General features: G+C 50.7%; 24 protein-coding genes and 1 other RNA gene. 3 read left to right on the top strand and 22 right to left on the bottom strand.

What is annotated here, in order from left to right; genetic code table 11:
* Nucleotides 1-21: 21 nt before the first annotated feature.
* Nucleotides 22-507, top strand: coding sequence for a queuosine precursor transporter (locus tag H581_RS33950; RefSeq protein ID WP_051250769.1), 486 nt, complete (start codon nt 22-24; stop codon nt 505-507).
* 27 nt (nt 508-534) lie between these two features.
* Here the strand turns inward: H581_RS33950 and H581_RS0113140 are convergent, their stop codons facing one another.
* Both H581_RS0113140 and H581_RS0113135 read right to left on the bottom strand, forming a co-directional pair.
* Nucleotides 535-2,844, bottom strand: a complete 2,310-nt coding sequence (locus tag H581_RS0113140; protein WP_036718570.1) for an alpha/beta hydrolase — start codon at nt 2,842-2,844, stop codon at nt 535-537.
* A complete protein-coding gene (locus H581_RS0113135; RefSeq protein WP_028610395.1) occupies nt 2,835-3,623 on the bottom strand; it encodes an ABC transporter ATP-binding protein in 789 nt (262 codons plus the stop codon). The genes H581_RS0113140 and H581_RS0113135 overlap by 10 nt, the downstream gene beginning before the upstream one ends.
* A 104-nt stretch (nt 3,624-3,727) precedes the next feature.
* Between H581_RS0113135 and H581_RS0113130 the strand changes: the two genes are divergently transcribed.
* Nucleotides 3,728-4,357 carry a GTP pyrophosphokinase gene (locus H581_RS0113130; RefSeq protein WP_028610394.1) on the top strand — a complete coding sequence of 210 codons (630 nt, stop codon included), beginning with the start codon at nt 3,728-3,730 and terminating at the stop codon, nt 4,355-4,357.
* Between the two features lie 53 nt (nt 4,358-4,410).
* Here H581_RS0113130 and H581_RS36435 read toward each other — a convergent pair whose 3' ends face one another.
* The 3 genes from H581_RS36435 to H581_RS0113115 are packed head-to-tail and all read right to left on the bottom strand — an operon-like array spanning nt 4,411 to nt 5,601.
* Nucleotides 4,411-4,827 carry a hypothetical protein gene (locus H581_RS36435; RefSeq protein ID WP_051250767.1) on the bottom strand — a complete coding sequence of 139 codons (417 nt, stop codon included), beginning with the start codon at nt 4,825-4,827 and terminating at the stop codon, nt 4,411-4,413.
* A 6-nt stretch (nt 4,828-4,833) separates the two neighbouring features.
* Nucleotides 4,834-5,046, bottom strand: a complete 213-nt coding sequence (locus H581_RS0113120; protein ID WP_028610393.1) for a DUF1540 domain-containing protein — start codon at nt 5,044-5,046, stop codon at nt 4,834-4,836.
* Nucleotides 5,047-5,100: 54 nt separating this feature from the next.
* A complete protein-coding gene (locus tag H581_RS0113115; protein ID WP_028610392.1) occupies nt 5,101-5,601 on the bottom strand; it encodes a YpuI family protein in 501 nt (166 codons plus the stop codon).
* 182 nt (nt 5,602-5,783) lie between these two features.
* Here H581_RS0113115 and H581_RS0113110 point away from each other — a divergent pair, with 182 nt between their 5' ends.
* Nucleotides 5,784-7,631, top strand: coding sequence for a S8 family peptidase (locus H581_RS0113110; protein ID WP_028610391.1), 1,848 nt, complete (start codon nt 5,784-5,786; stop codon nt 7,629-7,631).
* Between the two features lie 97 nt (nt 7,632-7,728).
* Here the strand turns inward: H581_RS0113110 and rnpB are convergent.
* The 17 genes from rnpB to H581_RS0113030 form a co-directional block, all read right to left on the bottom strand.
* Nucleotides 7,729-8,135: RNase P RNA component class A (gene rnpB / locus H581_RS36560), an RNA gene on the bottom strand.
* 67 nt (nt 8,136-8,202) lie between these two features.
* A complete protein-coding gene (locus tag H581_RS0113105) occupies nt 8,203-9,324 on the bottom strand; it encodes a Nif3-like dinuclear metal center hexameric protein (protein ID WP_028610390.1) in 1,122 nt (373 codons plus the stop codon).
* Complete coding sequence (locus tag H581_RS0113100; protein WP_028610389.1) at nt 9,291-10,073, bottom strand: tRNA (adenine(22)-N(1))-methyltransferase; 783 nt, start codon at nt 10,071-10,073, stop codon at nt 9,291-9,293. Before H581_RS0113100 ends, H581_RS0113105 begins: the two co-directional genes overlap by 34 nt.
* A complete protein-coding gene (locus tag H581_RS0113095) occupies nt 10,073-10,909 on the bottom strand; it encodes a hypothetical protein (RefSeq protein WP_028610388.1) in 837 nt (278 codons plus the stop codon). The genes H581_RS0113100 and H581_RS0113095 overlap by 1 nt, the downstream gene beginning before the upstream one ends.
* A gap of 124 nt (nt 10,910-11,033) precedes the next feature.
* Nucleotides 11,034-12,164, bottom strand: coding sequence for an RNA polymerase sigma factor RpoD (rpoD, locus tag H581_RS0113090; protein ID WP_028610387.1), 1,131 nt, complete (start codon nt 12,162-12,164; stop codon nt 11,034-11,036).
* Between the two features lie 18 nt (nt 12,165-12,182).
* Nucleotides 12,183-14,036, bottom strand: coding sequence for a DNA primase (gene dnaG, locus H581_RS0113085; protein WP_028610386.1), 1,854 nt, complete (start codon nt 14,034-14,036; stop codon nt 12,183-12,185).
* 41 nt (nt 14,037-14,077) lie between these two features.
* The gene (locus H581_RS0113080) at nt 14,078-14,548 is read right to left on the bottom strand and encodes a YaiI/YqxD family protein (RefSeq protein WP_156889577.1); all 471 of its coding nucleotides are present in this window, start codon (nt 14,546-14,548) and stop codon (nt 14,078-14,080) included.
* Nucleotides 14,549-14,621: 73 nt separating this feature from the next.
* Complete coding sequence (locus H581_RS0113075; RefSeq protein ID WP_028610384.1) at nt 14,622-15,437, bottom strand: pyruvate, water dikinase regulatory protein; 816 nt, start codon at nt 15,435-15,437, stop codon at nt 14,622-14,624.
* Between the two features lie 20 nt (nt 15,438-15,457).
* Nucleotides 15,458-17,539 carry a glycine--tRNA ligase subunit beta gene (gene glyS / locus H581_RS0113070; RefSeq protein ID WP_028610383.1) on the bottom strand — a complete coding sequence of 694 codons (2,082 nt, stop codon included), beginning with the start codon at nt 17,537-17,539 and terminating at the stop codon, nt 15,458-15,460.
* The gene (gene glyQ / locus H581_RS0113065) at nt 17,532-18,419 is read right to left on the bottom strand and encodes a glycine--tRNA ligase subunit alpha (RefSeq protein WP_028610382.1); all 888 of its coding nucleotides are present in this window, start codon (nt 18,417-18,419) and stop codon (nt 17,532-17,534) included. Before glyQ ends, glyS begins: the two co-directional genes overlap by 8 nt.
* 408 nt (nt 18,420-18,827) lie before the next feature.
* Complete coding sequence (recO, locus tag H581_RS0113060) at nt 18,828-19,571, bottom strand: DNA repair protein RecO (RefSeq protein WP_028610381.1); 744 nt, start codon at nt 19,569-19,571, stop codon at nt 18,828-18,830.
* A 99-nt stretch (nt 19,572-19,670) separates the two neighbouring features.
* Nucleotides 19,671-19,832, bottom strand: coding sequence for a YqzL family protein (locus tag H581_RS37150; RefSeq protein ID WP_084134574.1), 162 nt, complete (start codon nt 19,830-19,832; stop codon nt 19,671-19,673).
* A gap of 103 nt (nt 19,833-19,935) precedes the next feature.
* Nucleotides 19,936-20,862: a GTPase Era gene (gene era / locus H581_RS0113050; RefSeq protein WP_028610380.1), complete on the bottom strand. Its 927-nt coding sequence runs from the start codon at nt 20,860-20,862 to the stop codon at nt 19,936-19,938.
* Complete coding sequence (cdd, locus tag H581_RS0113045; RefSeq protein ID WP_028610379.1) at nt 20,859-21,305, bottom strand: cytidine deaminase; 447 nt, start codon at nt 21,303-21,305, stop codon at nt 20,859-20,861. Before cdd ends, era begins: the two co-directional genes overlap by 4 nt.
* Nucleotides 21,306-21,333: 28 nt before the next feature.
* A complete protein-coding gene (locus tag H581_RS0113040; protein ID WP_028610378.1) occupies nt 21,334-21,696 on the bottom strand; it encodes a diacylglycerol kinase family protein in 363 nt (120 codons plus the stop codon).
* Nucleotides 21,696-22,193 (bottom strand): rRNA maturation RNase YbeY, encoded by a 498-nt coding sequence (gene ybeY / locus H581_RS0113035; protein WP_028610377.1) that lies wholly within the window; start codon nt 22,191-22,193, stop codon nt 21,696-21,698. The genes H581_RS0113040 and ybeY overlap by 1 nt, the downstream gene beginning before the upstream one ends.
* Nucleotides 22,190-24,436, bottom strand: coding sequence for an HD family phosphohydrolase (locus H581_RS0113030; protein WP_028610376.1), 2,247 nt, complete (start codon nt 24,434-24,436; stop codon nt 22,190-22,192). Before H581_RS0113030 ends, ybeY begins: the two co-directional genes overlap by 4 nt.
* Between the last annotated feature and the right edge of the window lie 11 nt (nt 24,437-24,447).

Below are 24,447 nucleotides of genomic sequence, written 5' to 3'. Positions count from 1 at the left end.
TGAACCGCAGGATATTTATTAGTGCTGGTTTCCGAACAACTCATATATAATGGCTTAGTCAAAACAATCGATATCTCATTCTTCGGGATGGCGATTGCCATTTCGCTCGGAAATACGATGTACGGTACCATTTACCTCGCTTCCGTTCTGTTAAATGAGAAATATGGCGAGAAAGCGGCGAGAAAAGCCGTTTGGTTCGGCTTCTTCACTCTTATAGCTACAACCATTATTATGCAGATGGCATTAGCGTTTAATCCGCTGGATTCCGAATTCCCTCTGCAGGTACAAGGCGCCTTGGAGACACTGTTCGGACGAATGCCCCGAATTGCATTAGGCAGCATAGGCGATTATTTGGCGAGTCAATTTCTGGATGTAAAGATTTATTCGGGTTTGAACCGACTTTGTCCTGCCCGAATCAGCTTTGTATGCGGCCGGAAGCTTTACTTTCAAAGAGGAGCCTTGGAGGAGCCTGTCCGTAAGGGGCGTAAAAAGCGGGATGGCCTGTAGAATGGCATCCCGCTTTTGTTCTCCTGTTCAAGGCATGAAGCCGATATCGTCAAGCATAACCTTACCCGGACCGCTTACGAAACGGAACGTGATCCTGCTGATCTCATTTGCTTCGACGGCATCCGGCCCGAATGTCGCGAGCGGAACGACGAAGGTTTGAAACACAGGCTCCGTGGCGTTTTTAAATTTCCCTTTTTTCATCCGCGATTCCAGCCATGACAGCGATGTGAAAGCCGTGTAAGCCGGAGGCGATACCGGCATGATCTCCTCAAGCCCGACTTCCGTCGTCCCCCCGGCTTCGAACGTAAGCCCGATCACCACCGCAGGAAGCGGCGGCAATTCTTTCTCCTTGACTTCTAACGGATTCGACTCTTTCGCCTTCGCGTTCTTTGCGATAAGATCCCGTTCCATATTGGCCATCGAGAACACAAGGCTTGATTCCGTCATCCCCTTCGGATGAGCGTCTATGCTGCGGGATAGTTCCAGCTCATACTCCGCTCCAGGCTGATCCCATTCCAGTTCAATGCCCTTTGTTCCTTTGTTATGGTTGTCCCTGTCCTTCGCATTGGCCAATTGCCACAGGATCATTCCATCGGCTTCAGCTTTGCCGCCGAACGGAAGGGATGTCTTGCTGCCCCCCCTGTCATAACGGGTAATTTCCGTAAAGCCCGCTTCCTCGTACCGGTTCGTATAAACCGTCTCCGGAAGCCATGCGCCGCCGGTCCTGTAATCCTGGAAGAGCCTCTTGTATCCGGCTTCGCCTAGCAGCGTCGCCTGTAGGAAGGCGGAAACGTAAATCTTCGAAATATCGCGCTGCTCTTCTTCCTCCAGCAGACCGGCGCGGTTCAGAAATAAGCCGCCCGGCGAGCGTTCATCGGATCTTCCCCATGCCGTATTAAATTGGCTGTGATTAGCTCCCTCGATATATAACGCGGCTTTAAAGCGTTCCGATTGCTTGCCGAATGACACCCTGTTGTACTGCCGGTCGCCGTAAAAATTATTAACGTCAGCGTCTTTTGCCCCTTGAAGCGTCAAGTAATTGACATTGACGAGGCGAGCCGACTTTTCCTCCACCTTCTTATCGGTGGGAGCAATCGCAATCACGGACTCGATGTTTACGCCGTCTAAGGCGGCCAAGGTTTGGTCGCCTTTGAACCACCGGTCCGCATCGGCAGCCATCGCCGCCGCTTGACCGCCTCTCGAATGACCGATAAGCGCGACCCGGCTGAAATCGATTTTACCCGTTAACGGATTTCCGTCTTGTTTATTCAGCTGCTGCAGCTGCTGCAAATGCTTTAGAAGCACCCAGGCGCGCATCTTCATGTCATGATTCGGAATGCCGGACCAAACCGAATAGTTGAGAAAATTTTCATCGACGGAGATTGCAATTATGCCGTGACTCGCAAGCAGCTCGCCTATGTACGCATATCCCTCGTCGGAGAAGTGTTCCATGAGATGATTGCCGTGCACGATAAGCGCGATCGGGTAAGCTTCGCCGCCTTCGGGCATCCATACCCGGCCGTTTATGGGAAGTGCATGCTCGTCAAAGCCCCAAAAGTACGTTTTCAATTCCGGCCATTTCGTAATATAGGAGGAAGCGTCTACCGAAGCCGTCTTCAGGCCGACGTCATCGCCGAACCAATCTCTATGCTTATCCTTCCCGCTTCCGTACGTAAACGATCGAACCGCAAATCTTCCGGACACGGCAGGATTCGGCATATCCAAGATCCCGGCGCCGGTTGAGGCGGGGCTGTCCAGCGCCGCGTTCCGCTGAGGCACTGCCGCAGGGCCCGGCCAGACCGCCATCACCGCCGCCGTGGCTATGACACATGCTGAAATCACGGCAACGACGACCTTGCTGACCGGCTTTATTTTCGACCGGATAAGCAGTCCTAATAACCACCCGCTTGCAGCCCCTGAGACGGTATACACGGCGGATAGCACGATCGGCATAAGCACGCCAAGCTCTGCAAAATACAAAATCAAATACGTCTCGACCCCGACATAAAGCAGTAGCGCCGTGAATCTTCTCGGAACCGGAACAAGCATAAGCGATAACAGTATGGATAACAAAAACCCGCAAAGGACCATTGCCGCCATATTCACGACGATAAATAAGAATGCGTCGATCAACGTCCCGAATCCAGTCGGCATGCCAAGCGACGCGGCAAGTATCGAAAGGGAACCAAATAAGGCTAAGCTTCCCGATGCAATGCGCCAAATCCGCGTGTCCCGCCTGTTCCGCCTACGGTATCTGTTGATCAGCCAGCCTTTCACCTTATGAATCCTGCTTGGCTCGGGAGCTTGCTGTTCGGGCTCCTGCAGCGCTAAATCCATATGTCCCTCTTTACGGACAGCCAGCTGCGTCCTCCCTTCCGGTCGATTTGAACCGGAACTCCGAAGAAATCGCTCATGACTTCGGATGTAAGCACCTTAGAGGATTCTTCAGCGGCAAATACTTGTCCGTCTTTAATGAGCATCGTCTTTGTAAAACACGGCAATATTTCCTCGACATGATGCGTTACATAAATAATGGTCGGCGCATCCTCCTGTCCCGCTACGCCTTCGATCATCTGCAGAAGCTGCTCCCGCGCAAATACGTCCAGCCCCGTGCATGGCTCATCGAGAATAAGCAGCTTCGGCGACGCCATCAATGCCCGCGCAATAAGCACGCGCTGCCGTTCACCTTGCGAGAGCGTGTCATAGGTGCGTTCCGCTAGACTGGAACAGCCCAGAGCCTTCATCAGCTTCTCTGCTTTGTCCATATCTTCCAAGCCGGTACGGTCGTAAAGCCCAATTGTGGCAAACTTGCCGCTTAAAACAATTTTTAGAGCCGTTTCGCCGCCATACAACTTTTGCTGCAGGGACGTACTGACCCAGCCGATGCTCTTCCGCAGCTCGCGCAGGTCAAATTCTCCAAACCTTTTGCCCAGTACGGACATGCTGCCCTCCATAGGCCATATGTAACCATTGATCATATTCAGAAGCGTCGTTTTGCCCGATCCGTTTAATCCGAGTAAGCACCAGTGCTCCCCCTTTTCAACCTTCCAGCTGATCCGGCTTAATATCGCTTGGTTTCCACGCTCCCACGAAACGTCTCGAATGTTTATTATCATCGGTTTCCCCTATCCTTAGCCTTGCCTTATGCCGGTTCATTTGACTTTCGTCTATCAAATCGACCATTATATTAATACAACGATTGCTCAGGAGTGATTCTCAAATGAAAACCGATCAGTTAAAGCAGTGGGCTCATTTTTTTCTTACCTATAAATTTGCGCTTGATGCCGTCGAAACGAAGCTTAACATCTTAAATGAAGAATTTCAATTCATCCACGATTACAACCCGATTGAACATATGAAGACGAGAATAAAAACACCTGAAAGCGTCATGCAGAAGCTGCGGCGCAAAGGGCTGGACATTACGCTTGAAGATGCGAAAAAACATATCCGGGACATTGCCGGCGTACGCATCATCTGCTCCTTCTCCAACGATATTTATCAAATCGTCGAGATGATCAGCAAGCAAAGCGATGTGCGCGTCGTCGAAGTTAAGGACTACGTCCGCAGCCCTAAGCCTAACGGCTACCAAAGCATACATCTGATTATCGAAATCCCCGTTTTCCTTACGAACCGCAAGGAAAATGTATTGGTTGAAATTCAAATTCGTACCATCGCGATGGATTTCTGGGCAAGCCTGGAGCACAAGATCTATTATAAATTCAATGAACAAATTCCGCCACACATTCAGCAGCAGCTGAAGGGTTCCGCATCCATGATTGATTCGCTAGACAAGCAGATGCTTGCATTGAACGAAGAGGTGCAGAAGCATCGCGAGCAGGCGCTAAAATAAGTAAAAGCTCCTTTCCGATAGTCGGAAAGGAGCTTCTCTTCGTTAGGCAGCCATCAGGTAATCGCGTAATAAAAAGGAACAATGATTAAATTTAATGCTACTGCAATGATTCCGATTGCCATAGCCCAACCGCCAAGCGCGCGTGCCCCCTGCCGATAAGCGATAAAGCCTAGCACGGCTGCGGTTGCACCGAGCAATACCGGCCATAAAAACCATGATGCGACCGCAAACACAAGGGATACCCACCCAAGGGCATTGCCTCCGGTTTCCGCGTCTACACGGTCCGCCCGTTCGACATGCCTCTCTTCTCTCCGCTCCGCATCCGCAACCTGGCTGCTCACCGCAAAATCAGCGCCCATTTCTTCATTTACGTTCGGCATGCTGGCTGTCCCCACAACCGGACGGCTTACATGTTCATGACGATCACGTTCATCCAGAAGCTCTTTATAATCGTCTTCGTACTTGCCCATGAACCATCACTCCTTCGGTTTAAAGGTTTGGCAGCAAGTTGCCGCAGATTGCTCCGCCTGATCCTGATGGTATAGTCCCAGCTCATCGCCGGCAAATTCTTCATTCAGATTGGAAGCGCCGTGCTGATCGATTTCAATCATGATTTCCTTAGCTGCACAGTTGTTTCCTTCCTCCCAGAAGCTGCAATTAGCTACGCTGCAGGACACGCCTTTCGGCATAAAAAAATCACCTCCGTTATCAAGTTTCCCTGACCGGAGGCGATTCATTCTGCCTTATTTTTGTCCCTGCATACGGCGCTGCGTCATATAGTCATTCTCATAATAAGCAAGCTCGTCGCGAAGCTCCTCAAAAATCTTCGAAAGGCTGAGCACGATATCGCGGGCCGGGCGGACTGGCTTGTACCGGAATCGGATGGCATCCTGTCCCGTGTAAGCGTATCGTCCATCCTCGGAATAACATTCGTTCTTCGGATAGAAATATGCGCTCACGCATTGATGGTAAACCTCATACAATACGCGTTCCGCATAGTCTGTATCGAAATTGGGCCGTCTGAGAAGCACTCCCAGTTTTTCAACTGAAACCTCAGAAAACACCAGCAAATGTCTTAAATCGGATAATAAGCCTCTGTAAAATAGCTGTGCATCTTCCCCGCTGTCCTCCCCTGTCAATTGGAGCAAAGCATTGTTGTTCAGAAACGGTTCAAGCTGGTTTACCGCATCCTTAAGCTTCGTTTGAGTTGATTCCGTAAGTGCTTTGACATTAGCAGATGGCATATAGGTAGATCCCCTTTCATAATCCAAACACACATAAAAAATACAATCATAAACATGGTACCACAAATTACATGGAAGTGGTACTGGCGTTTAAACGATCTATTCGCATATTTTCTGCTCGGAATTCCTACCCTATAGGTTAGGCTCATCTCTAATCAGAAGAAATACTGGAGGTTTCAAGTATGAGAAAACATTGGATCATTGGCGCTCTTTCCATTTTAGCCGTTGCCGCGCTGCTTATACCTACCACTCCGCTGTTCGAGCCGCGTGATAACGGCAAAGCGCCGCAATCCTCCGAATTGTCGACGAATAAAGAGCATACGCTTAAGCTAGCTGCGCTTCAGAACGATATGAATGCCACATCCATGCTTTGTACGTCGGAGTGCTCCAAAGATTTTCAGAAGCTGATGAGCGCCGGTATGAATTCGCAATCGGATGCGAATGCCCGGATCAAGCATATGATGCACGAGCATATGCATATGAGCTTTATTAGCTGGATATCCGGCAAACGCAGCGTTAATCGCGGCAAAATTCCTGCAACCGATAACGGGCAAGCGAAGAAATTCGTCGCGACCGCCAAAGCCCAGGTCGCCAAGGGCGCAAAATTCCAATCGCCGGCCTTCACCGCGCAGGACGGCAGCCGTTATATGGTGCTTGGCGTACCGGATACGAAACATGCCGGCATCGGCGTCGTAGGCGTTATTAAGCAGGATATTGTAAAATCAGTGGAACAGCATCAAATGCGCAATCTTCGGATTGTTCCCTATCCCGCAGAAGGAAATTACAAGATTGAATCGGTGAAACCGAATTCCACGAGGGATACCACCGTGAAATCGGGCGAGGATAACGGAAATGCAAGCCATTATCATGTGCGGGACGTCGTTGTTCATTTCGTGTCGCCGTTAACGCCCGCCCAAATGGAGCAAATTAAAAAAGAAATCAATGCGGAATCGGTAAAAAAAATCGGCGACACCTTCGTATTTAGATCTAAAAACATGGAAACCGAGCATCTTATGCAATATTTCAAGCAAGCCTGGCAGACGGAATATACGGAGCCGCATTATTTGTATTTGACGAATGAAGAGGAGCAGGAAATTGTTCCGAATGACGCGTTATATTCCGAATACCAATGGAACCTCCCTTCCATCGAAACCGAAAAGGGATGGAACGTAACCAAAGGCAATGAAGAGGTAATCGTTGCGGTGCTGGATACCGGCGTGCAAAGCAACCATCCCGATCTCAAAGGAAAAACAACGACGGGCATCAATCTGATTGACGAATCGTTGGCCCCTGATGATGACGTCGGGCACGGCACCCACGTCGCAGGCATTATCGGAGCTACGGTCAATAATGGCGAAGGTGTGGCCGGATTGTCCTGGTATAACAAAATTATGCCGATAAAGGTACTCGACAGCAGCGGCGCCGGCTCAACCTATTCTGTCGCGCAAGGGATTATCTGGGCAGTCGACCATGGCGCCAAGGTAATTAATATGAGTCTCGGCAACTACGCCCAAGCCGATTTTCTGCATGATGCGATAAAATATGCTTACGAGCATGATGTCGTGATGATCGCAGCAAGCGGCAATGATAATACCGACCGTCCGGGATACCCGGCCGCCTACCCGGAAGTATTCGCGGTAGCCGCGACGGACAGCAACAAGGAAAAAGCATCGTTCTCCAACTACGGCGATTATATTGACGTCGCAGCGCCCGGCGACAGTATCGCAAGCACCTATCCGGGCAGTCAATACGCCGCCTTGTCGGGTACGTCTATGGCAAGCCCGCACGTCGCCGCGCTGGCCGGGCTGATCCGTTCCGTGAATCCTGAACTAAGCAACGAAGAAGTGATGGAGCTTATGCGAAAGTCAGCAGCGGACATCGGTACTCAAGGCAAGGATATCTATTTCGGTTATGGGGAAATTGACGTGGATCAGGCTCTTCATGCTGCGGCATCCTATGGCGGAGCGCTGCAGACCTATCCGGATCAAGTGAAACGCAGGCTGGATCGAATCATAAGTAAGTACGAATAGTCTTTTACGCTAAAAATTTGTTCAACTTATATCGAAAATTCGAATATAAAAAAGCACCCTTCGATTAGGAAGGGTGCTGTTTGTTTATAATCGTCGTGCGGAAAGTTTGCCGTAAGCCGGGTTCTGTACTTCTGGTGGTTCAATCGGGAACGACCCTCCCACGATGAAGCGACAATCATCTATCTAGGCCGCACATTGCTGTACGGCTCCAGCAACCAACCCGGACGCGCCCCAGGCTAGGGCTGCAGCTTAGTGGCTGCGGCGTCCTCTCGGTCTTGCTCCAGATGGGGTTTACCAGGAACATAGTCACCTATGCTCCTCGTGGTCTCTTACACCACGGTTCCACCCTTACCTGTACCGGCGTAAAGCCGGCCATCGGCGGTCCATTTCTGTGGCACTATCCTTCAGCTCGCGCTGACTGGACGTTATCCAGCATCCTGCCCTGTGGAGCCCGGACTTTCCTCTCGCGGCAACTAGGCCGCCAGCGATTGTCTGTCAAACTTTCCGTTAATACGTTTAAGTATACTCGTTATTTGATAAAAGCTCAACCCTGTAATGGTTGCCAATTCATCTATACGAATGTGAACGGTTCCGTATTTAATGCGGATGCGACAGCCGTCGTTTCATACTTGCTGTCTTCAAGCCGTTCATTCAGCCAATCAGCCACGCGCTGCTTCATCACCTTCTCGATGTTGTGCCCGGGATCGATAATGGTCATGCCGGCGGCAAGCGCGTCATGCGCCGTATGGTAGTCAATATCCCCGGTTATAAGCACATCGGCCCCGGCAAACAAAGCATGCCGGACGTATCTCGCTCCCGAGCCGCCCAATACGGCTGCTTTACGAATTACACGATCTAGAGGTCCGACAACCCGAACCGCCGGAACGTCAAAAATGCGCTTTGCCTGTTCGGCTAACTGGCCCAAGCTAAGCGGCTGCGATAGCTTGCCGGCGCGGCCCAGCCCGAAGGAACGGCCCTTCAAATCAACCGGGTACAGGTCATAAGCGACCTCTTCGTACGGATGGGCTTTGAGCATCGCTTGTACCGTTTTGCGGTGAATGCTGTATGGAACGACGGTTTCGATACGGATTTCATCGGCTTTCTCCAACTTTCCAGGTACCCCGATGTAAGGTTCCGTTCCAGATCCGGGAACGAAAGTGCCGGTTCCTTTGATGTTAAAGCTGCAATTGGAATAGTTTCCGATCTGCCCGGCTCCCGCGCGCCATATCGCCGCCAGCACCTGCTCATGATGGTTTTCCGGCACATAGACGACCAGTTTGTACAGCTTATCCGTATGCACCTCTTCCAGGCACTGACGGGCTTCAGGCACGATGCCGACAAGGTCCGCCAGCCAATCGTTAATGCCGCCGTCGGCCACGTCCAAATTCGTGTGCGAGATGTATACCGCTATGTCATGCTTAATCAGCTTCTCATACAGCTGTCCTGCAGCCGTTGAAGTATCCAGCTTGGCTAGGGGCCGATAGATAATCGCGTGATGGGCGATAATGAGGTTGGCGCCTTGTTCAATCGCTTCATCGATTACGTCGTCCGTTACGTCAAGCGCGATTAAAATTTTATGGACCGGTTTGTCCAGCGTGCCAAGCTGCAGACCGATTTTATCGTTTTCAACCGCGTAATGCTTTGGAGCGAGCTGCTCCATCAGCTGAATGACGGTTTGACCATGGGCAAACATTGCAATACCTCCTCTATCCTTATCATCTCGGCTATAAATTGTTCCCTTTTACGCGCAGATTCCGGCAAATCAGATCCGGCAAGCTGACCGCAGATTCGCTCAAGCTTATGCAGCTCATGCCGCCACTTCTTATGTAAGGCCGGCTGCGGATTCCGCAGCAGATGCGGACCCATTTGTTTTAACAGACCGGTCTTGGTCTCCGGCGGGAGATTCAGAGGCAAAAACCGCCCGTCGTACAATTCGACGTTCCTTTCGGCTGCATCGGTTGCTTTAACGGCGTTTAATACTTCGTATATTTTCCCGTCCTCCTCCAGAATGGATTCCGCTTTTAAATACCAGCCTTGATCGAGCAGCCATTCCCGAACCGTCTCCTCTCCGACATTCGGCTGAAGCACAAGCTCCTTTACCCCTTCAAGCTTTCCCGCGCTTCGTCCCGATTCCAAAATTTCTTTCATCAGGCTGCCGCCCATTCCTGCGATCGTAACGGTATCCGTTTCACCTGGCTGCAGAACTGATAATCCATCGCCCTGCCGTACGGTCAACCGGCTGCTGAGTCCCGCGTCTGCCGCCTGCTTCCGTGCCGCTTCATACGGTCCCGTATTCAGCTCGCCTGCAATCGCAGTCGGGCATTTCTCGATTTGCAGCAAATATACCGGCAGCATGGCGTGATCGGAGCCAATATCGGCGATCCGGTGACCGGTTGTCACATAGTCCGCGATCATTTGCAGACGTTTTGATAATTTAATCATTATACGACCCACACCATCCATTGTTTTCGCATTAGAAATAACAATCCTCCGCCGAAGGCGATTTTAACCAGCAATTGAAGCTGCAGCCACATGACTTCTTCCGTAAACATCATCGCATACAGCTCAGGCATAAACCAAACAATCGAGCAAGTCAAGAACAGAACGGCGGATACCGGCTTTGACCAACGGTGAACGAACCAGCTGCTCCAGCCGAACAGACAAGCAATCGGCAGCCAATAGAGCTGAATTTCATACCATCTGGAATCGGTCATGAACTCCGAAAGCAGCCAGGCATAGACAAGTATGGCCGTTAGCCAGCCGCATAGATGAAGGACATGAATTCGGGCCGCAATGCCGTATATAACCCAGAAGAGGGAACATAACGCGAGCAAGCCCGTTCTCCAGCCCCAATGATCTAAGCCATGCTGCTCCATGATGTATAAACCGCCGCCAAGCATGACTAACATTCCTATGCCCGTAAACGCGAGCCCGGCAGCTTCATTTCTTCCGCGAAGCCGCTGTCCAAGCCATAAAAATACCGCAACGGAGCCTGCTGCAACCCCTATTTGCAATAACGGATGAAATTCGTTAAAATAAAGCACAACAAAGGAAATTAAGGTAAAAGTTCCAAATGTAAGAAGCCATTGCATGCCTGTCGCACGCTGAACTGCGGCAATCGCTTTCCCTACCGTACCGTGCTGCTCTTCCGTTCGACGAGGGGTATCCTGATCCGCATATAGATTCAATAGAAAATCACAATATTGATCCGGCAGCAGCTTGCTTCGCCGCCAGTGCTCGATTTCCTTTACAATGATTTGCCGTCGATCCGGATTCATAGCATTCCATTGTCCTTTCGTTCTTGGCATAAATTAGGTAAGTACATTATAGGTATGCGGCAGAAGCTTAGAAAAAAGACCTCGCTGCAAGAGCAGTAAGGTCATGGTTTATCTAAATGTCATATTATTCGAGGAAATCCTTAAGCCGTTTGCTTCGGCTCGGATGACGAAGCTTACGAAGGGCCTTTGCCTCGATCTGACGAATACGCTCACGGGTTACACCAAATACTTTGCCGACTTCCTCGAGCGTTCTTGTACGGCCGTCGTCAAGCCCGAAGCGGAGACGTAACACATTTTCTTCCCTTTCGGTCAATGTATCAAGCACGTCCTCGAGTTGTTCTTTGAGTAATTCATATGCAGCCGCGTCCGCCGGAGCGAGAGCTTCTTGATCCTCGATAAAATCGCCAAGATGCGAATCATCCTCTTCGCCGATCGGCGTCTCAAGCGATACCGGCTCCTGTGCGATTTTCATAATCTCGCGCACTTTCTCGGTACTAAGTTCCATCTCGGCCGCAATTTCCTCCGGGGTCGGCTCGCGTCCAAGCTCCTGAAGCAGTTGACGGGATACCCGAATGAGCTTGTTGATTGTTTCCACCATATGAACCGGGATCCGGATCGTACGGGCTTGGTCAGCAATCGCGCGCGTAATCGCTTGACGAATCCACCAGGTCGCGTACGTACTGAATTTAAACCCCTTCTGATGGTCAAACTTCTCAACCGCTTTAATAAGTCCCATGTTCCCCTCTTGAATCAAATCCAGGAACAGCATACCTCTACCCACATAACGTTTCGCAATACTGACAACGAGACGCAGGTTCGCTTCCGCGAGTCTCCGCTTCGCTTCTTCATCGCCGTTCTCGATTCGCTGTGCCAGTTCAATTTCATCATCAGCGGAGAGCAGCGGAACCCGCCCGATTTCTTTTAAGTACATTCGAACGGGATCGTTAATTTTAATGCCTGGAGGCAAAGCGAGATCATCGTCGAAATTGAAGTCATCCTGCTCGCGCTCTTGTTCTTCTCCCCTGGCGGCAAGCGGATTTTCTTCATCGTTTTCGTTTAACACCTCAATGCCGAAATCATCGAGCTGTTCGAAAAATTCATCGATCTGTTCCGGATCCTGATCGAAAGGGGACAATTTCTCCATTATTTCTTTATACGTTAAGGATGACCTCTTCTTGCCCTGCTCGATCAGCTGATCTTTCACTTGATCCAGTTTTTGTTCAGTGTCTAGTTCAGTATGTTGATCATTCGCCATATTCCGACTCCCTCCCCCCTAGAAACGATCGTCCTGCCTCGTTTTAAGCTGTCTCTCTAGGGTTATAATCTCACTCAACATTTGTGCTGCTAATAAAGCATCGCCAGCACGCTCGGCACGCACCATTTCTTCTTTCCTCTGCTCAAGCTCCCGGAACTGAGGAACCTTTATGATATCACGGATATAAGCGTCCATTGTCGTATCATCGAACGGGAAGTCGCTATCCATCATCAGAATGGAGGAAGCTGCGCGTTCCAGTCGATCATCGTGCAGCGTTGCGATAAAGCGGCTGGCATCCGGCTCATAGCCTTGCGCATAATAAGCGTATAAATAAGCAGCAAGCGCTGCGTGATCCTCAACGTTGAACGCATCGCCCAGTCGTTCATGAACCGCTAGCGCCACTTCCCTGTCACGCATCATGACATGCAGCAGCCTTCGCTCCGCATTGTTATAAGCAGGCCGAAGCGTCGGCGGGCCGGACCTACGGGGTTTTTCATTCCTACCATTATTCCACGAATTGTCGTTATTATCCCCTTGCGGCTTCTTTTTTTGCAGCTCCTGACGCTTTTGGTGACAGTCCTGTTTCAAAGAGTCAAGCGAAATATCGAACTCCCTGGACAATTCCTTTAGGTAGACTTCGCGTTCCGTTGAAGAATCAAGCTCCGCTATAACCTCCACCGCTTCAAGCAGGTAGTTCTTTCTTCCTTCCTCTTTTAGCAGTATATGGTTTTTCCTTGAATATATAAGCTTAAATTTTGTTACCGACACCGGCTGATCCATTGCTTCCCGCATGAATGCCTCCGGCCCGTATTCGCTTATATAATCATCCGGATCCTTACCCTTCGGAAGCATCGCCACGAATACCTTAAGTCCTGCGCGCTCGAGAATGGGAATCGATTTGTAAGCGGCTGCTTGTCCGGCGTCATCTCCGTCATAACAAACAATAACCTCCTCCGCCTGCCTTCGAAGCATAGAGCAGTGTTCCTCCGTCAATGCTGTACCCATGGTAGCCACACCGTTTCTTAGTCCCGCGCTCCAAGACTTAATGACGTCCATGTAGCCCTCGAACAATACGACTTGCTTCCTTTTGCGAATGGCTGGGCGCGCATAATGCAGGTTGTACAATGTCCTGCTCTTCGTAAAAAGCATCGTTTCCGACGTATTCAAGTATTTCGGCTGTCCTTCGCCTATAATGCGACCCGCAAACGCGGTAGCTTTGCCGTCTCGATCCCATATCGGAAACATAATGCGATTGCGAAACCGGTCCACGTACCCGCTCCCGTCCGATTTGGCCGAGAGTAATCCGCCTTTCTCCATTAAGGCAAGATCAAAGCCGCGTTTCGTTAAAAATCTCGCCAGTACATCCCATTCTTCAGGCGCGTATCCGAGCATAAAATGATCGATCAGCTTATCGCTCATTCCGCGTTCACGCAAGTACTGCTTCGCTGCCTGTCCCTGCTTCGTGTTGTTCAAAATGTGATGATACAGCTTGATCGATAATTCATGCGCTTCGATGATCTTCTTACGGTCCGCGTCGTGAGGCGAGTCTTTGCCGCCCTCATGCGATGCCCAAGTGATGGGCATTCCTGCATCCTCTGCAAGCATGCGAACGGCCTCGGGAAACGAATAACCCTCCATCTCTTCAACAAACCTGATCACGTTGCCGCCCTTGCCGCAGCCGTAGCAATGGTAAATTTGGAGTTCCGGCGTAACCGTAAACGAAGGAGTCTTCTCCGAGTGGAACGGACACAGCCCCTTCATATATTTGCCGTGCTTCGTGAGATGAACGTATTTCCCGACCGTCTCTACGATGTCATGATGCTTACGAACCGCCTCTATGACTTCTTCCGGTATTTTATTACCGTATGTCATCGTTCATCACCTTCATCCTAGTAACACGTAAATAATATTCGCTATACGTTATGGTTCTCCTGCTCGTTTAGCAAAACTTTTGTCAACTTTTGTTGAAAACGATCGCGGTCCGCACCGCTCATCGCCTTCGGCCCCCTCGTTCTGCCTCCGGTGCGCCGCCTTTTCGCAAGCTCGTGCCTGCGTTCCATCAGGTAATCAATGTTCTCGTCCGAATACTGCTCGCCGCGCGGGGATAGAACGATCGCCCCTTTGCCTATCGCGATGCAGGCCAGTCCAAAGTCCTGGGTAATGACGATGTCGCCGCGCGCGATATGATTCACAATATACAAATCTACCGATTGATTGCTGCGGTCCACTTGAACGACTTCTACTCCGTCCTGCGGCGCCAGCCGGTGGTCATGGGAGGCGACCATCAGCACGCGCACTGCAAACCGTCTTGCTGTTTCTCCAATTTCCGTCTTAACCGGGCATGCGTCTGCGTCTACGACAATGGTTGGTTGCTCTGGCCGAATAATCGATCACCGCTCGTTTTCATTTTCATAACCTGTACTATTATATACGTCAAATTATCAAAAAATCCTGCAATTACGGCCTCCGTACATATTCCATAATTAAGCTGGCCGTTTCTTCAACGGCGCGATGGGAAACGTCAATGACAAAGCAGTCCAGCCGTCTCATAATGGTATCGGCATATTGGAGCTCTTTCTCAATACGGTCCGGGGTCGCATAGGATGCATTATTCGGAAGCCCGAGCGCCTTGAGGCGCTCTTTGCGAATCGTATTCAAATACGGCACGCCGATCGTCAGGCCGATCACTTTCTGTTTCGGCAGTTTGAACAGCTCATCGGGCGGCTTCAGCTCCGGAACAAGCGGCACATTGGCAACCTTAAATTTCTGATGGGCCAGATACATCGACAGCGGTGTCTTGGAAGTCCGGGAGACTCCAACCAGCACGATATCGGCCTTCAGCACACCGGACGTATCTCTCGCATCATCATATTTGACGGCAAATTCGACTGCCTCCACTTTGCGGAAGTAATCGGCGTCCAGCACGTGGTTAAGACCGGGCTCCTGACGCGATTTCCGCCCGGTTCGCATTTCGAGCGTCTCGATAAACGATCCTAATAAATCAATGGCGACCACTTCGTTTGCTTCCGCCAGCTTGCGCATGCTTTCGCGAAGATGCGGAATGACCAGCGTGTAAAGAACGATTGCATTTTCCTCCTTGGCTTGAAGCGTAATGCGCTGCAAACCGGCTTCGTCCGTAACGAAAGAGGACCGCCGGATGTCCGCATTGATCGGGTGAAATTGCGCGATAGCCGCCCGCACCACAACCTCGCCCGTATCTCCCGCTGCGTCGGATACGACGTATACGATCACTTCCGGATTAGCATTAGCCATTCTCCATCATCCTCCCGGCATTACCAGACAAGCTTCGAGAAATCTGCGATAACCGCAATATCGGCGGCAATTCCAGATAGTGTTGCCAACCGGTTTGCCCGAACCTCTTCATCCGGCGACATCACCATAACCTTCTCAAAATACGTATGAATGAACGGAGTCAAAGAAGTTAAGGATTGTACCGCCTTTGTAAAATCGCCATGTTCGACCGCAGCCAAGAATACAGGACGCTGCTGCAGCCATTGCTCGTAAAGCTCCTTCTCCACCTGCTCAGCAAAAAGCGCGGGATCGAGCGCTGCGCCGGTCGCTTTGGCAGCCAGATTGCCGACCCGGTTAAACTGCTCAACCGTAAGCTTGAACTCTGACCTGTCGTCACCGGCCGCAAGTGCTTGAACAACGGATGCGCGTTCGACGACAGAGCGTAAATCGGCGAAGCCCGCGGCCATGACGGCATCCACGACATCGTAACGCACGCCTTGCTCAGACAGCAGGTTTTTGACGCGAAGCGCGAAGAAGTCCGATAGATCCTTACGAATTTCCTCCGATGGACGTTTCAGACCCCTCGCCTCATGGACGGATAAAGCAGCGTCGTAGAGGTCGTGCAATTGCAGCTTCAGCCCATGTGCCAGAACGATCTGAACAATTCCTGCCGCTTGCCTCCGTAGCGCATATGGATCCTGTGAGCCCGTCGGAATAATTCCGATCGAGAAGCAGCCGACAATCGTATCGATTTTATCAGCCAAGCTTACGATGGCTCCCGTAAGCCCGGACGGAGCCAGATCGCCAGAGAATCGCGGCTGATAATGCTCGTTAATCGCCTTGGCCACGTTTTCGCGCTCGCCGGCTTTCCGTGCGTAATCCTCGCCCATTATGCCTTGAAGCTCCGGAAATTCATAGACCATCTGCGATACGAGATCGAATTTGCATATAGCTGCGGAGCGGCTTACATCCTTCGCCGTCTGCTCATCGACCTGCAGCTGCTGGCCGATCAGATCCGAGGCCGCCCGAATTCGGCGAACCTTATCGGCTACCGATCCTAATTCCTCGTGATATACAATGTTTTCAAGCTTTGATAACGCGTGCTGGATCGTAAGCTTATGATCCTCCTCATAGAAGAACTTGGCGTCCGACAGGCGTGCGCGCAGTACTTTCTCATTCCCTTTAGCAACAAGCTCGATGGACCTTTTATCGCCGTTGCGGACGGTTACAAAGAAAGGAAGCAGCTTGCCTTCGCCGTCCAATACCGGAAAGTACCTTTGATGCTCGCGCATCGAAGTAATCAGCACCTCCTGCGGAATGTTCAGAAAAGCCGGATCAAAGCCGCCGAACAACACGTTCGGGTATTCGACCAGGAACAGGACCTCTTCCAGCAAATCCTCTTTGACCGCGATTTCCCAGCCCTTTTCCTTCGCGAGTCCGTCGATCTGCGCGAGGATAAGCTGCTCGCGCTCGCTGACGTCTGCGATAACCTGCTGCTCACGCAGTTTCTCCACATATTGCGACGGTTCGGCTACGACGGTTTCTTGACCGAGAAAACGATGTCCGCGAGTTACGTTTCCTGTTTGTACGCCTGTAATTTCAAAAGGAACGATGTCTTGGCCGAACAAAGCGACCATCCAGCGGATCGGACGCACGAAACGAAGCTCGTGACTGCCCCAACGCATATTTTTCGGGAATGACATCGATGTGATAACGCCAAGCAAGCCGTCAGGCAAGATGGCGGATGTTGCCGTACCCAAGCTGCTTTTGTTTGCATATACATATTCCACGCCGGCAAGTTCCCGAAAGTATAGCTGATCCGGTTCTACGCCTTGACTCCGTGCGAATCCAAGTGCCGCTTTGCTCCAATTTCCTTGATCGTCCTGAGCGATTTTGCGTGAGGGGCCTTTCGCTTCCTCATTCATATCCGATTGCTTCTCGGCAACGCCTTGGATAAGCACCGCGATACGGCGCGGCGTCGCATAGGCTTGAACCTCTCCGTGCGCAATACGCGCATCCGAAAGCCATTTTGCCGTTTTATCCTTAAGCTGGTTCATAGCGCCGCGCACGAAACGTGCCGGCACTTCCTCCAGTCCGATCTCCAGCAGCAGATCTCTAGCCATTCTGCTCCACTCCTTTCTTCAGCAGCGGGAATCCGAGACGTTCTCTCTCCTCGTAGTAAGTAGAAGCGCAGGAACGCGCCAAATTACGCACTCGGTTAATGTAACCTGTTCTTTCCGTCACGCTGATTGCGCCGCGCGCATCAAGCAGGTTGAACGTATGGGAGCATTTCAGCACATAATCATAGGCCGGAAATACAAGATGCTGCTCCATCGTTTTCTTTGCTTCTTCCTCGTACATATTGAACAAGGAGAACAGCATCGCCGTATCGGATGTTTCAAACGTATATTTCGAATGCTCATATTCCGGCTGCTTGAAGACGTCGCCATAGGTGACGCCTTCCACCCATTCCAGATCGAATACGTTTTCTTTCTGCTGAATATACGAAGCAAGGCGCTCCATGCCATACGTAATCTCGACAGCGACAGGATTGGCATCGATGCCTCCTACCTGCTGGAAGTACGTGAATTGCGTAATTTCCATGCCGTCGAGCCATACTTCCCAGCCTAGTCCCCAGGCGCCAAGCGTCGGCGCTTCCCAGTTATCCTCAACGAAGCGGATATCGTGGTCGTTAGCGTCAATACCAAGCTTCTTCAGGCTTTCCAAATATAGCTCCTGAACATTATCGGGCGACGGCTTCAAAATCACCTGAAACTGGTGATGCTGGTACAGCCGGTTCGGATTCTCGCCGTAGCGTCCGTCCGCCGGTCTGCGGGAAGGCTCCACATAGGCGACATTCCATGGCTCGGGTCCGATCGAACGCAAAAAAGTCATCGGGTTCATTGTTCCCGCGCCTTTCTCCACGTCATAAGGCTGAACCAATATACAATTTTGTTCGGCCCAGAATTGCTGAAGCGTTAAAATCATTCCTTGGAAATTCATGCTTAACCCTCTCCTTCTTCCTTTGTTTTTCTGTCCGGTAAGGGACGTTTCCTGGATCAGCGAGGGCGACGTCTATACAAAAAAACTCCCGCCTCTACGCCTGCTGCCAGACGTAGGGACGAGAGTTAATATCCCGCGGTTCCACCCTACTTGGTTCCTCCAATTAGGAGCAAACCCTCTTTGTTCAGTATGACTCCGGAGTGCCCTTTCATCGCTTCGTCCGTCCGGGCTTCCACTATTCCCGGCTCGCTGAATCGGTCGATATCCGTCGATTACTTTCTCCATCATTGTCCATATTCATAATGCACTATTGTATGCTTCTTTACCTGAAATGTCAAACCGGATATTTGTCTTACTCGATATTTGTCTTACTTTCCGCTCATAGGCTGTATGCAAACATATAAATGATTATAATAGCTTATCCAGCTGGTCAAGAAAGCTTCGGGATTTCAATTGCAATCCTAAATGCGTATCCATCAGCTTGCGCATGCATTGCTTAAGCTCCGCCTTGGTCTCCGGCTTTACCTGGATCGTCCCCAGTCTTCGCATATCCATTCGCCGGAACAATCTGAGCAGCTTGTATGCGCCTTCCCCAAGCGTAATAGCAGCGGGATCCTTGCCTGTACATCTCGTGCATAATATGCCTCCGGCATATGCCGATAGTTTGAACGGCCCGACGACATTGCCGCAGCCGACGCATTGATCCATCTCCGGCGCATAACCGGATAAATCTAAAATGCGCATCTCATATAAATGGATTACGATTTGAGCGTCTTTGCCCTGTTCAAGCGCGGACAAGCAAGCCTGCAGCTGTTCGAAATGAAAGCCTGTCGCCTCATCGTCCTGAGTCGAACGATCCGTCAATTCGGCCGCATACGAGGCATATGCCGCCATTTCTAATTTTTCGCGCAAAATATGGTGAGACTCAATGATCTCACCATGATTAAGCGTACCAAGCCCGCTGGTGCGAAAATAAACAAATTCTCCGTATGTAAAAGGCTGGGCAAGCGAAGCATGCTTGCTCTTCACTTTTTTTGCGCCTCGAATAAGAACCCCGGCTTTGCCGTTCGACTTCGTGAGGAGCGTCACGATTTTGTTGCCTTCCCCGTAATCCATGCTGCGAAGGACGATACCCTCGACACGATACAACATAACGATAACTCTCCTCTAAACGCAGAAACGAAAGAACGCCTTCCCATGCCGGCGGACTTCCGTTTCGCGATAACTTATAAGCAGAATAGAGAACTAACGTTAGCCTGAGCTCTCATCCATTTCCGTTAACGTAAACTCTTCCTCTGCACCGGCTAACGGGTCGGAGCGTCTTTCCGCTCCTAACTGGTTCATTTCCTTATAAAGCATGAAAGATTCGACATCCCCGGTCATTGTAAAATACTTCCACGAAAAATCTCGCATTCGTATTCATCCCTTTCCGCTTCGGAAATGCTCTAGACGGTAATAGGATGCGATAAATATCGTCCGGTTATCCTTAACAAATTACGTCAATTGCGAAAGCCGATTAATCGTGCCGGAAACCAAGATCCTTCAGGACACGTTCCTGGTTTCTCCAGTCCTTCTTCACTTTTACCCAAAGCTCCAGGAAAATGCGGGAACCGAGCAGCGCTTCAATATCTTTCCGCGCCTGCTTGCCGACTTCCTTCAGCAACTCGCCCTTTTTGCCGATAATAATCCCTTTTTGAGAATCCCTTTCGACAAAAATCACTGCGCCAATATAGACGACGCCATTTTCCTTCACCCGCATATCCTCGATGGTTACCGCAATTGAATGCGGAATTTCTTCGCGTGTCATATGCAATATTTTCTCGCGGATTAGTTCCGAGCAGACGAATTGCTCGGGATGATCCGTAACTTGGTCGGCAGGATAATATTGCGGTCCTTCCGGCAAGTATTTGGAAATCTGCTCCAGCAGCGTATCGATATTATTTCCTTTAAGAGCGGAGATCGGCACGATCTCAGCAAACTCATGCAGCTCATTATACTGCGTAATCATCGGCAGCAGCTGTTCTGGCTCTACTTTATCGATTTTATTCATGACGAGAAAAACCGGCGTCTTTACTTTTTTGAGCTGCTCGATAATAAACCGGTCCCCTCCGCCGAGCCCCTCAGACGCATCGATCAGAAAGAGCGCCGCCTCTACCTCTTTCAAAGCGCTCTCCGCCGTCTGCATCATATAATTCCCCAGCTTCGATTGCGGCTTGTGAATGCCCGGCGTGTCCAGAAATACGATTTGGGTATCGTTCGTCGTATAAACGCCATGGATTTTATTGCGCGTCGTCTGAGGCTTATCCGACATAATCGCAATTTTTTGGCCGATGAGATGGTTCATTAACGTAGATTTGCCGACATTCGGCCTGCCAATAATGGCTACGAATCCCGATCTGAATTTTTTACTATCGCGCTCCGTTGTTGAAGTTGTTCGGCTCATTCGTTTGTTTTACGCTCCCTATTATCAAGTGACGCCGGAGTGAATGCCCCCGGCAAAATATCCGATACGGTCGAAATCGACCATTGTCCTTTTAAATTGCCCATAATGACAGGCATATCCGGCATGCAGAGCTCAACGAGCACCTGCCGGCAAATGCCGCAAGGCGCGATAGGGCCTTCCGTATCTCCAATGACGGCGATTGCTTGAAATTGTCCCGGCCGTTTCCCGTCCGCCACTGCACGGAACAGCGCCGTGCGCTCGGCGCAATTCGTCGGCCCGTAAGCCGCATTTTCCACATTGCAGCCAAAATGGATATGTCCTTCTTCGTCAAGCAAGGCTGCCCCGACTTGAAAATGAGAATAAGGAACATACGCGCGCTCCATCGCTTCTTTTGCCTTAAGCAGGAGCTTTATATAGGATTCCGATAATCCCTCGTATGTCATGCAGGCAACCTCCGTTCAAATTCCTGGTTCAATCAAACAACAAATACCATAAGGGCGGCCCGATGATGAGCAGCCCTATCAATACGGAGATCGCCGCTGCAATTAATACGGCGCCCGCGGCAACGTCCTTAGCCACCTTAGCAATCGGATGGATATCGGGACTCGCAAGATTAACCGCTTGCTCTACGGCTGTATTCATCATCTCCGCACTGATGACGACGGCGATCGAAAGCAGGATAACCGCCCATTCCAGCGGCTTCAGCGATACAAGAACGCCTAGGAAGCAAGCAATGATCGCAGCAACGATGTGGTAACGCATATGACTCTGCGTCCGCGCCGCAAAGCTGATGCCCGACCATGCAAATCCGAGGCTGCGGATGAACTTCCGCATTACCTTGATAAGCCGGCTTGCTGCAGAACCGCTTCCTGCTTCGCTGTCATTTCCGCTTCGGACGCTTCATCCTGGTGGTCATATCCGATTAAATGCAGAAAGCCGTGCACGAACAGAAATCCGATCTCGCGCTCCAACGAATGGCCGTACTCCTCGCTTTGCGACGCCGCCGTCTCAACGGAAATAATAATATCCCCCAGCATTCCGGAAATCGGATCCTGCTCGTCCTCGTGCTCCACCTCGAAAATAATATCCAGCTCTTCCGTCCCATCTTCTTGCATGGCAAAGGATAAAACATCGGTCGGCTGGTCAATTCCCCGGTAATCGCGGTTTAGCTGATGAATTTCCTCGTCATCGGTAAACGTTAAGGAAACCTCGCCCTCCGTAATGCCCTCCGCTTCTGCCGCAAGCTGAAGCAGCTGCTCCAGCTTCGTAATCCAGCTATCCGGAATTTCTATTTTTTGTTGCTCGTTGCTCCAATCCAGCTGTATGCTCATGCCAAACGCTCCTTTGTTTTGACGTCATCCGGATATTCAATACGGGAATGGAAGATGCCGATGACGCTTTCTTTCAACGATTGGGCGATCTTATCAAGCTCTTTAAGCGTTATATCGCATTCATTGTATTGATTGTCGTCGAGTCTGCTCTTGATAATCTTGTTAATCATCGCTTCAACCTGGTCCACCGTCGGGTTGCGAAGGCTCCGCACGGCCGCTTCGACGCAATCGGCTATTCCCACGACAGCCGCTTCCTTCGATTGCGCCTTCGGACCGGGATAACGGAAATCGTCCTCCGTGAACGAAGGCTCTACGCCTTGCTCCTCCGCTTGCTTCAACGCTTTGTAGTAGAAGAACTTCAGCGATGTCGTCCCGTGGTGCTGCTCGGCAATGTCGCGAATCGGCTTCGGTATATTATACCCTTTAAGCATATCCACGCCGTCTCTTGCGTGCGCGACGATAATCGACTTGCTTAGCTTAGGGTCTATGGTGTCATGCGGATTTTCGATATTCGTTTGATTCTCGATAAAATAATTCGGCCGCTTCGTCTTCCCGATGTCATGGTAGAACGAGCCTACCCGGCACAGCAGCCCGTCTGCTCCTATCGCTTCCGCGGCAGCCTCCGACAGATTGCCGACCATTACGCTGTGATGATAAGTTCCCGGCGTTTCGGTAAGCAGCTTGCGCAACAGCGGATGATTCGGATTAGACAGCTCCACCAGCTTAAGCGCAGACAAGATTCCGAACGTAATTTCGAAAAACGGCATCAAGCCGATGACCAATATGGCGGTAATCAAGCCGCTTCCAAAAGCAAACGCGACCGAATAAATAAAGAATGCCCTCTCCAGCTGTTCCGCCAGCAGCAGCAGCGTCAACACCGAGATCGATCCGAACAAGCTGACCATAATGCCGGCTTTCAAGATCGTCGACCGTTGACTTGCCCTGTGGATGGAGAATATCGCGGCAAACGATACGACAATAATAACGAATCCGTACTGGAAATCGAAAACTTGATGCTGGCCTGTATTTAATATAATACTGCCCATAATTGCGAACAATATGGAACTGATCATCGCCAGATGCATATCCAGAAGCAGCATGATCAGCATCGTTCCCAAGGCGGCAGGTGCCATATAGCCCGCATACGGCGCTGTATCTGTCTGCGTCAACGATACGATCTGCATCGTTACGATGTTAATGAAAAAGATAAGCCACAACATGAGCAGCGAAGCGTTATTGTACTTTGGCTTTATGCCGTTTATTCCGCCCGACTGGTGAAGATATGCATAGAGCGTAATGATAAACATGACGGACATAATGAGAAGTCCGGTCTGCGGCCAATAGTTTTTCTGCTCCTGCAGCAAGGATGAATCGACGAGCAGCTTATATAGCTCAGGCGTTATCGTCTGCCCACGCTTCACGATCAGCTCGCCTTCCTTAAAGACGACGGGAGTCGTATTCTGCTTGGCCTGCACCTTCGCCTCGTCTGTAGCTTCCTTATCGAAAAATTTGTTCGGCATGATGGCGAATCTGGCCAACTCTTGAACGATTTCACGGCTTGTCCGGCTCGATAACGAGCTTGCGTTCACCAGCTCGGCAACCTGCGTGCGCGCCGTCTCCGCTTCGCGAAGCTGCTCGCTCGTCAGCTTACGCACAATATCCCGAGCTACATTGCGCATCTCGGTTAACGTTTCAGCGGACATATTAGGCATTTTATAAAATGTTTCTTCCGGAATCGTATATTGCTGTTCCTTCGCAACTTGAGCCATCTCTTCGAGGAGCGTATCGTTATAAGTCCCTTTGCCTTGATTCTGCTTCACAAATTTATCGATATATTCCGAATAGCGGCCGGGAATCTCGTTCCGGTAGATGTCGATCTTGTTCTGCACGGTTACTTGATCATCCTGATTCAGTTGTTCGATCCGCACAAAAATCTGATCAACCAGCGTTTCGTTCCGAAGCGGCACGATCGAATAAATATCATCGATTCTCTCGGCCGCGGCTTCCTCCGCTTCCCTTGTCGCTTTCTCGTCTTTAATTTGGAAGGGCGCTTTAATGTCCTTCTCGCTGACAGCGCCCTCTTCAATATCGTATGTCTCGGGAACCACATGCGGAGCTAAACTGAAATAGAACAGCAGCACAAACATGAACATCAGCACCCATCGAACGGCTGCACTCTGCTTCCAACCCGCCGTCCTCGACGGCCGCAAGTTCCCCTGTTTTCCGGTCTGATTTTGGTTCATGCAGCAGACAT

The organism is Paenibacillus harenae DSM 16969 (assembly GCF_000422465.1).
Lineage (GTDB): Bacteria > Bacillota > Bacilli > Paenibacillales > Paenibacillaceae > Pristimantibacillus > Pristimantibacillus harenae.
This window is presented reverse-complemented; position numbering and strand designations above follow the sequence as displayed.

Bases quoted from the DNA above. Each gene is read 5' to 3' on its own strand.
- H581_RS0113140 (WP_036718570.1), bottom strand. From the start codon at position 2,844: ATGGATTTAGCGCTGCAGGAGCCCGAACAGCAAGCTCCCGAGCCAAGC.
- H581_RS0113135 (WP_028610395.1), bottom strand. From the start codon at position 3,623: ATGATAATAAACATTCGAGACGTTTCGTGGGAGCGTGGAAACCAAGCG.
- H581_RS0113130 (WP_028610394.1), top strand. From the start codon at position 3,728: ATGAAAACCGATCAGTTAAAGCAGTGGGCTCATTTTTTTCTTACCTAT.
- H581_RS36435 (WP_051250767.1), bottom strand. From the start codon at position 4,827: ATGGGCAAGTACGAAGACGATTATAAAGAGCTTCTGGATGAACGTGAT.
- H581_RS0113120 (WP_028610393.1), bottom strand. From the start codon at position 5,046: ATGCCGAAAGGCGTGTCCTGCAGCGTAGCTAATTGCAGCTTCTGGGAG.
- H581_RS0113115 (WP_028610392.1), bottom strand. From the start codon at position 5,601: ATGCCATCTGCTAATGTCAAAGCACTTACGGAATCAACTCAAACGAAG.
- H581_RS0113110 (WP_028610391.1), top strand. From the start codon at position 5,784: ATGAGAAAACATTGGATCATTGGCGCTCTTTCCATTTTAGCCGTTGCC.
- H581_RS0113105 (WP_028610390.1), bottom strand. From the start codon at position 9,324: ATGTTTGCCCATGGTCAAACCGTCATTCAGCTGATGGAGCAGCTCGCT.
- H581_RS0113100 (WP_028610389.1), bottom strand. From the start codon at position 10,073: ATGATTAAATTATCAAAACGTCTGCAAATGATCGCGGACTATGTGACA.
- H581_RS0113095 (WP_028610388.1), bottom strand. From the start codon at position 10,909: ATGAATCCGGATCGACGGCAAATCATTGTAAAGGAAATCGAGCACTGG.
- rpoD (WP_028610387.1), bottom strand. From the start codon at position 12,164: ATGGCGAATGATCAACATACTGAACTAGACACTGAACAAAAACTGGAT.
- dnaG (WP_028610386.1), bottom strand. From the start codon at position 14,036: ATGACATACGGTAATAAAATACCGGAAGAAGTCATAGAGGCGGTTCGT.
- H581_RS0113075 (WP_028610384.1), bottom strand. From the start codon at position 15,437: ATGGCTAATGCTAATCCGGAAGTGATCGTATACGTCGTATCCGACGCA.
- glyS (WP_028610383.1), bottom strand. From the start codon at position 17,539: ATGGCTAGAGATCTGCTGCTGGAGATCGGACTGGAGGAAGTGCCGGCA.
- glyQ (WP_028610382.1), bottom strand. From the start codon at position 18,419: ATGAATTTCCAAGGAATGATTTTAACGCTTCAGCAATTCTGGGCCGAA.
- recO (WP_028610381.1), bottom strand. From the start codon at position 19,571: ATGTTGTATCGTGTCGAGGGTATCGTCCTTCGCAGCATGGATTACGGG.
- H581_RS37150 (WP_084134574.1), bottom strand. From the start codon at position 19,832: ATGCGAGATTTTTCGTGGAAGTATTTTACAATGACCGGGGATGTCGAA.
- era (WP_028610380.1), bottom strand. From the start codon at position 20,862: ATGAGCCGAACAACTTCAACAACGGAGCGCGATAGTAAAAAATTCAGA.
- cdd (WP_028610379.1), bottom strand. From the start codon at position 21,305: ATGACATACGAGGGATTATCGGAATCCTATATAAAGCTCCTGCTTAAG.
- H581_RS0113040 (WP_028610378.1), bottom strand. From the start codon at position 21,696: ATGCGGAAGTTCATCCGCAGCCTCGGATTTGCATGGTCGGGCATCAGC.
- ybeY (WP_028610377.1), bottom strand. From the start codon at position 22,193: ATGAGCATACAGCTGGATTGGAGCAACGAGCAACAAAAAATAGAAATT.
- H581_RS0113030 (WP_028610376.1), bottom strand. From the start codon at position 24,436: ATGAACCAAAATCAGACCGGAAAACAGGGGAACTTGCGGCCGTCGAGG.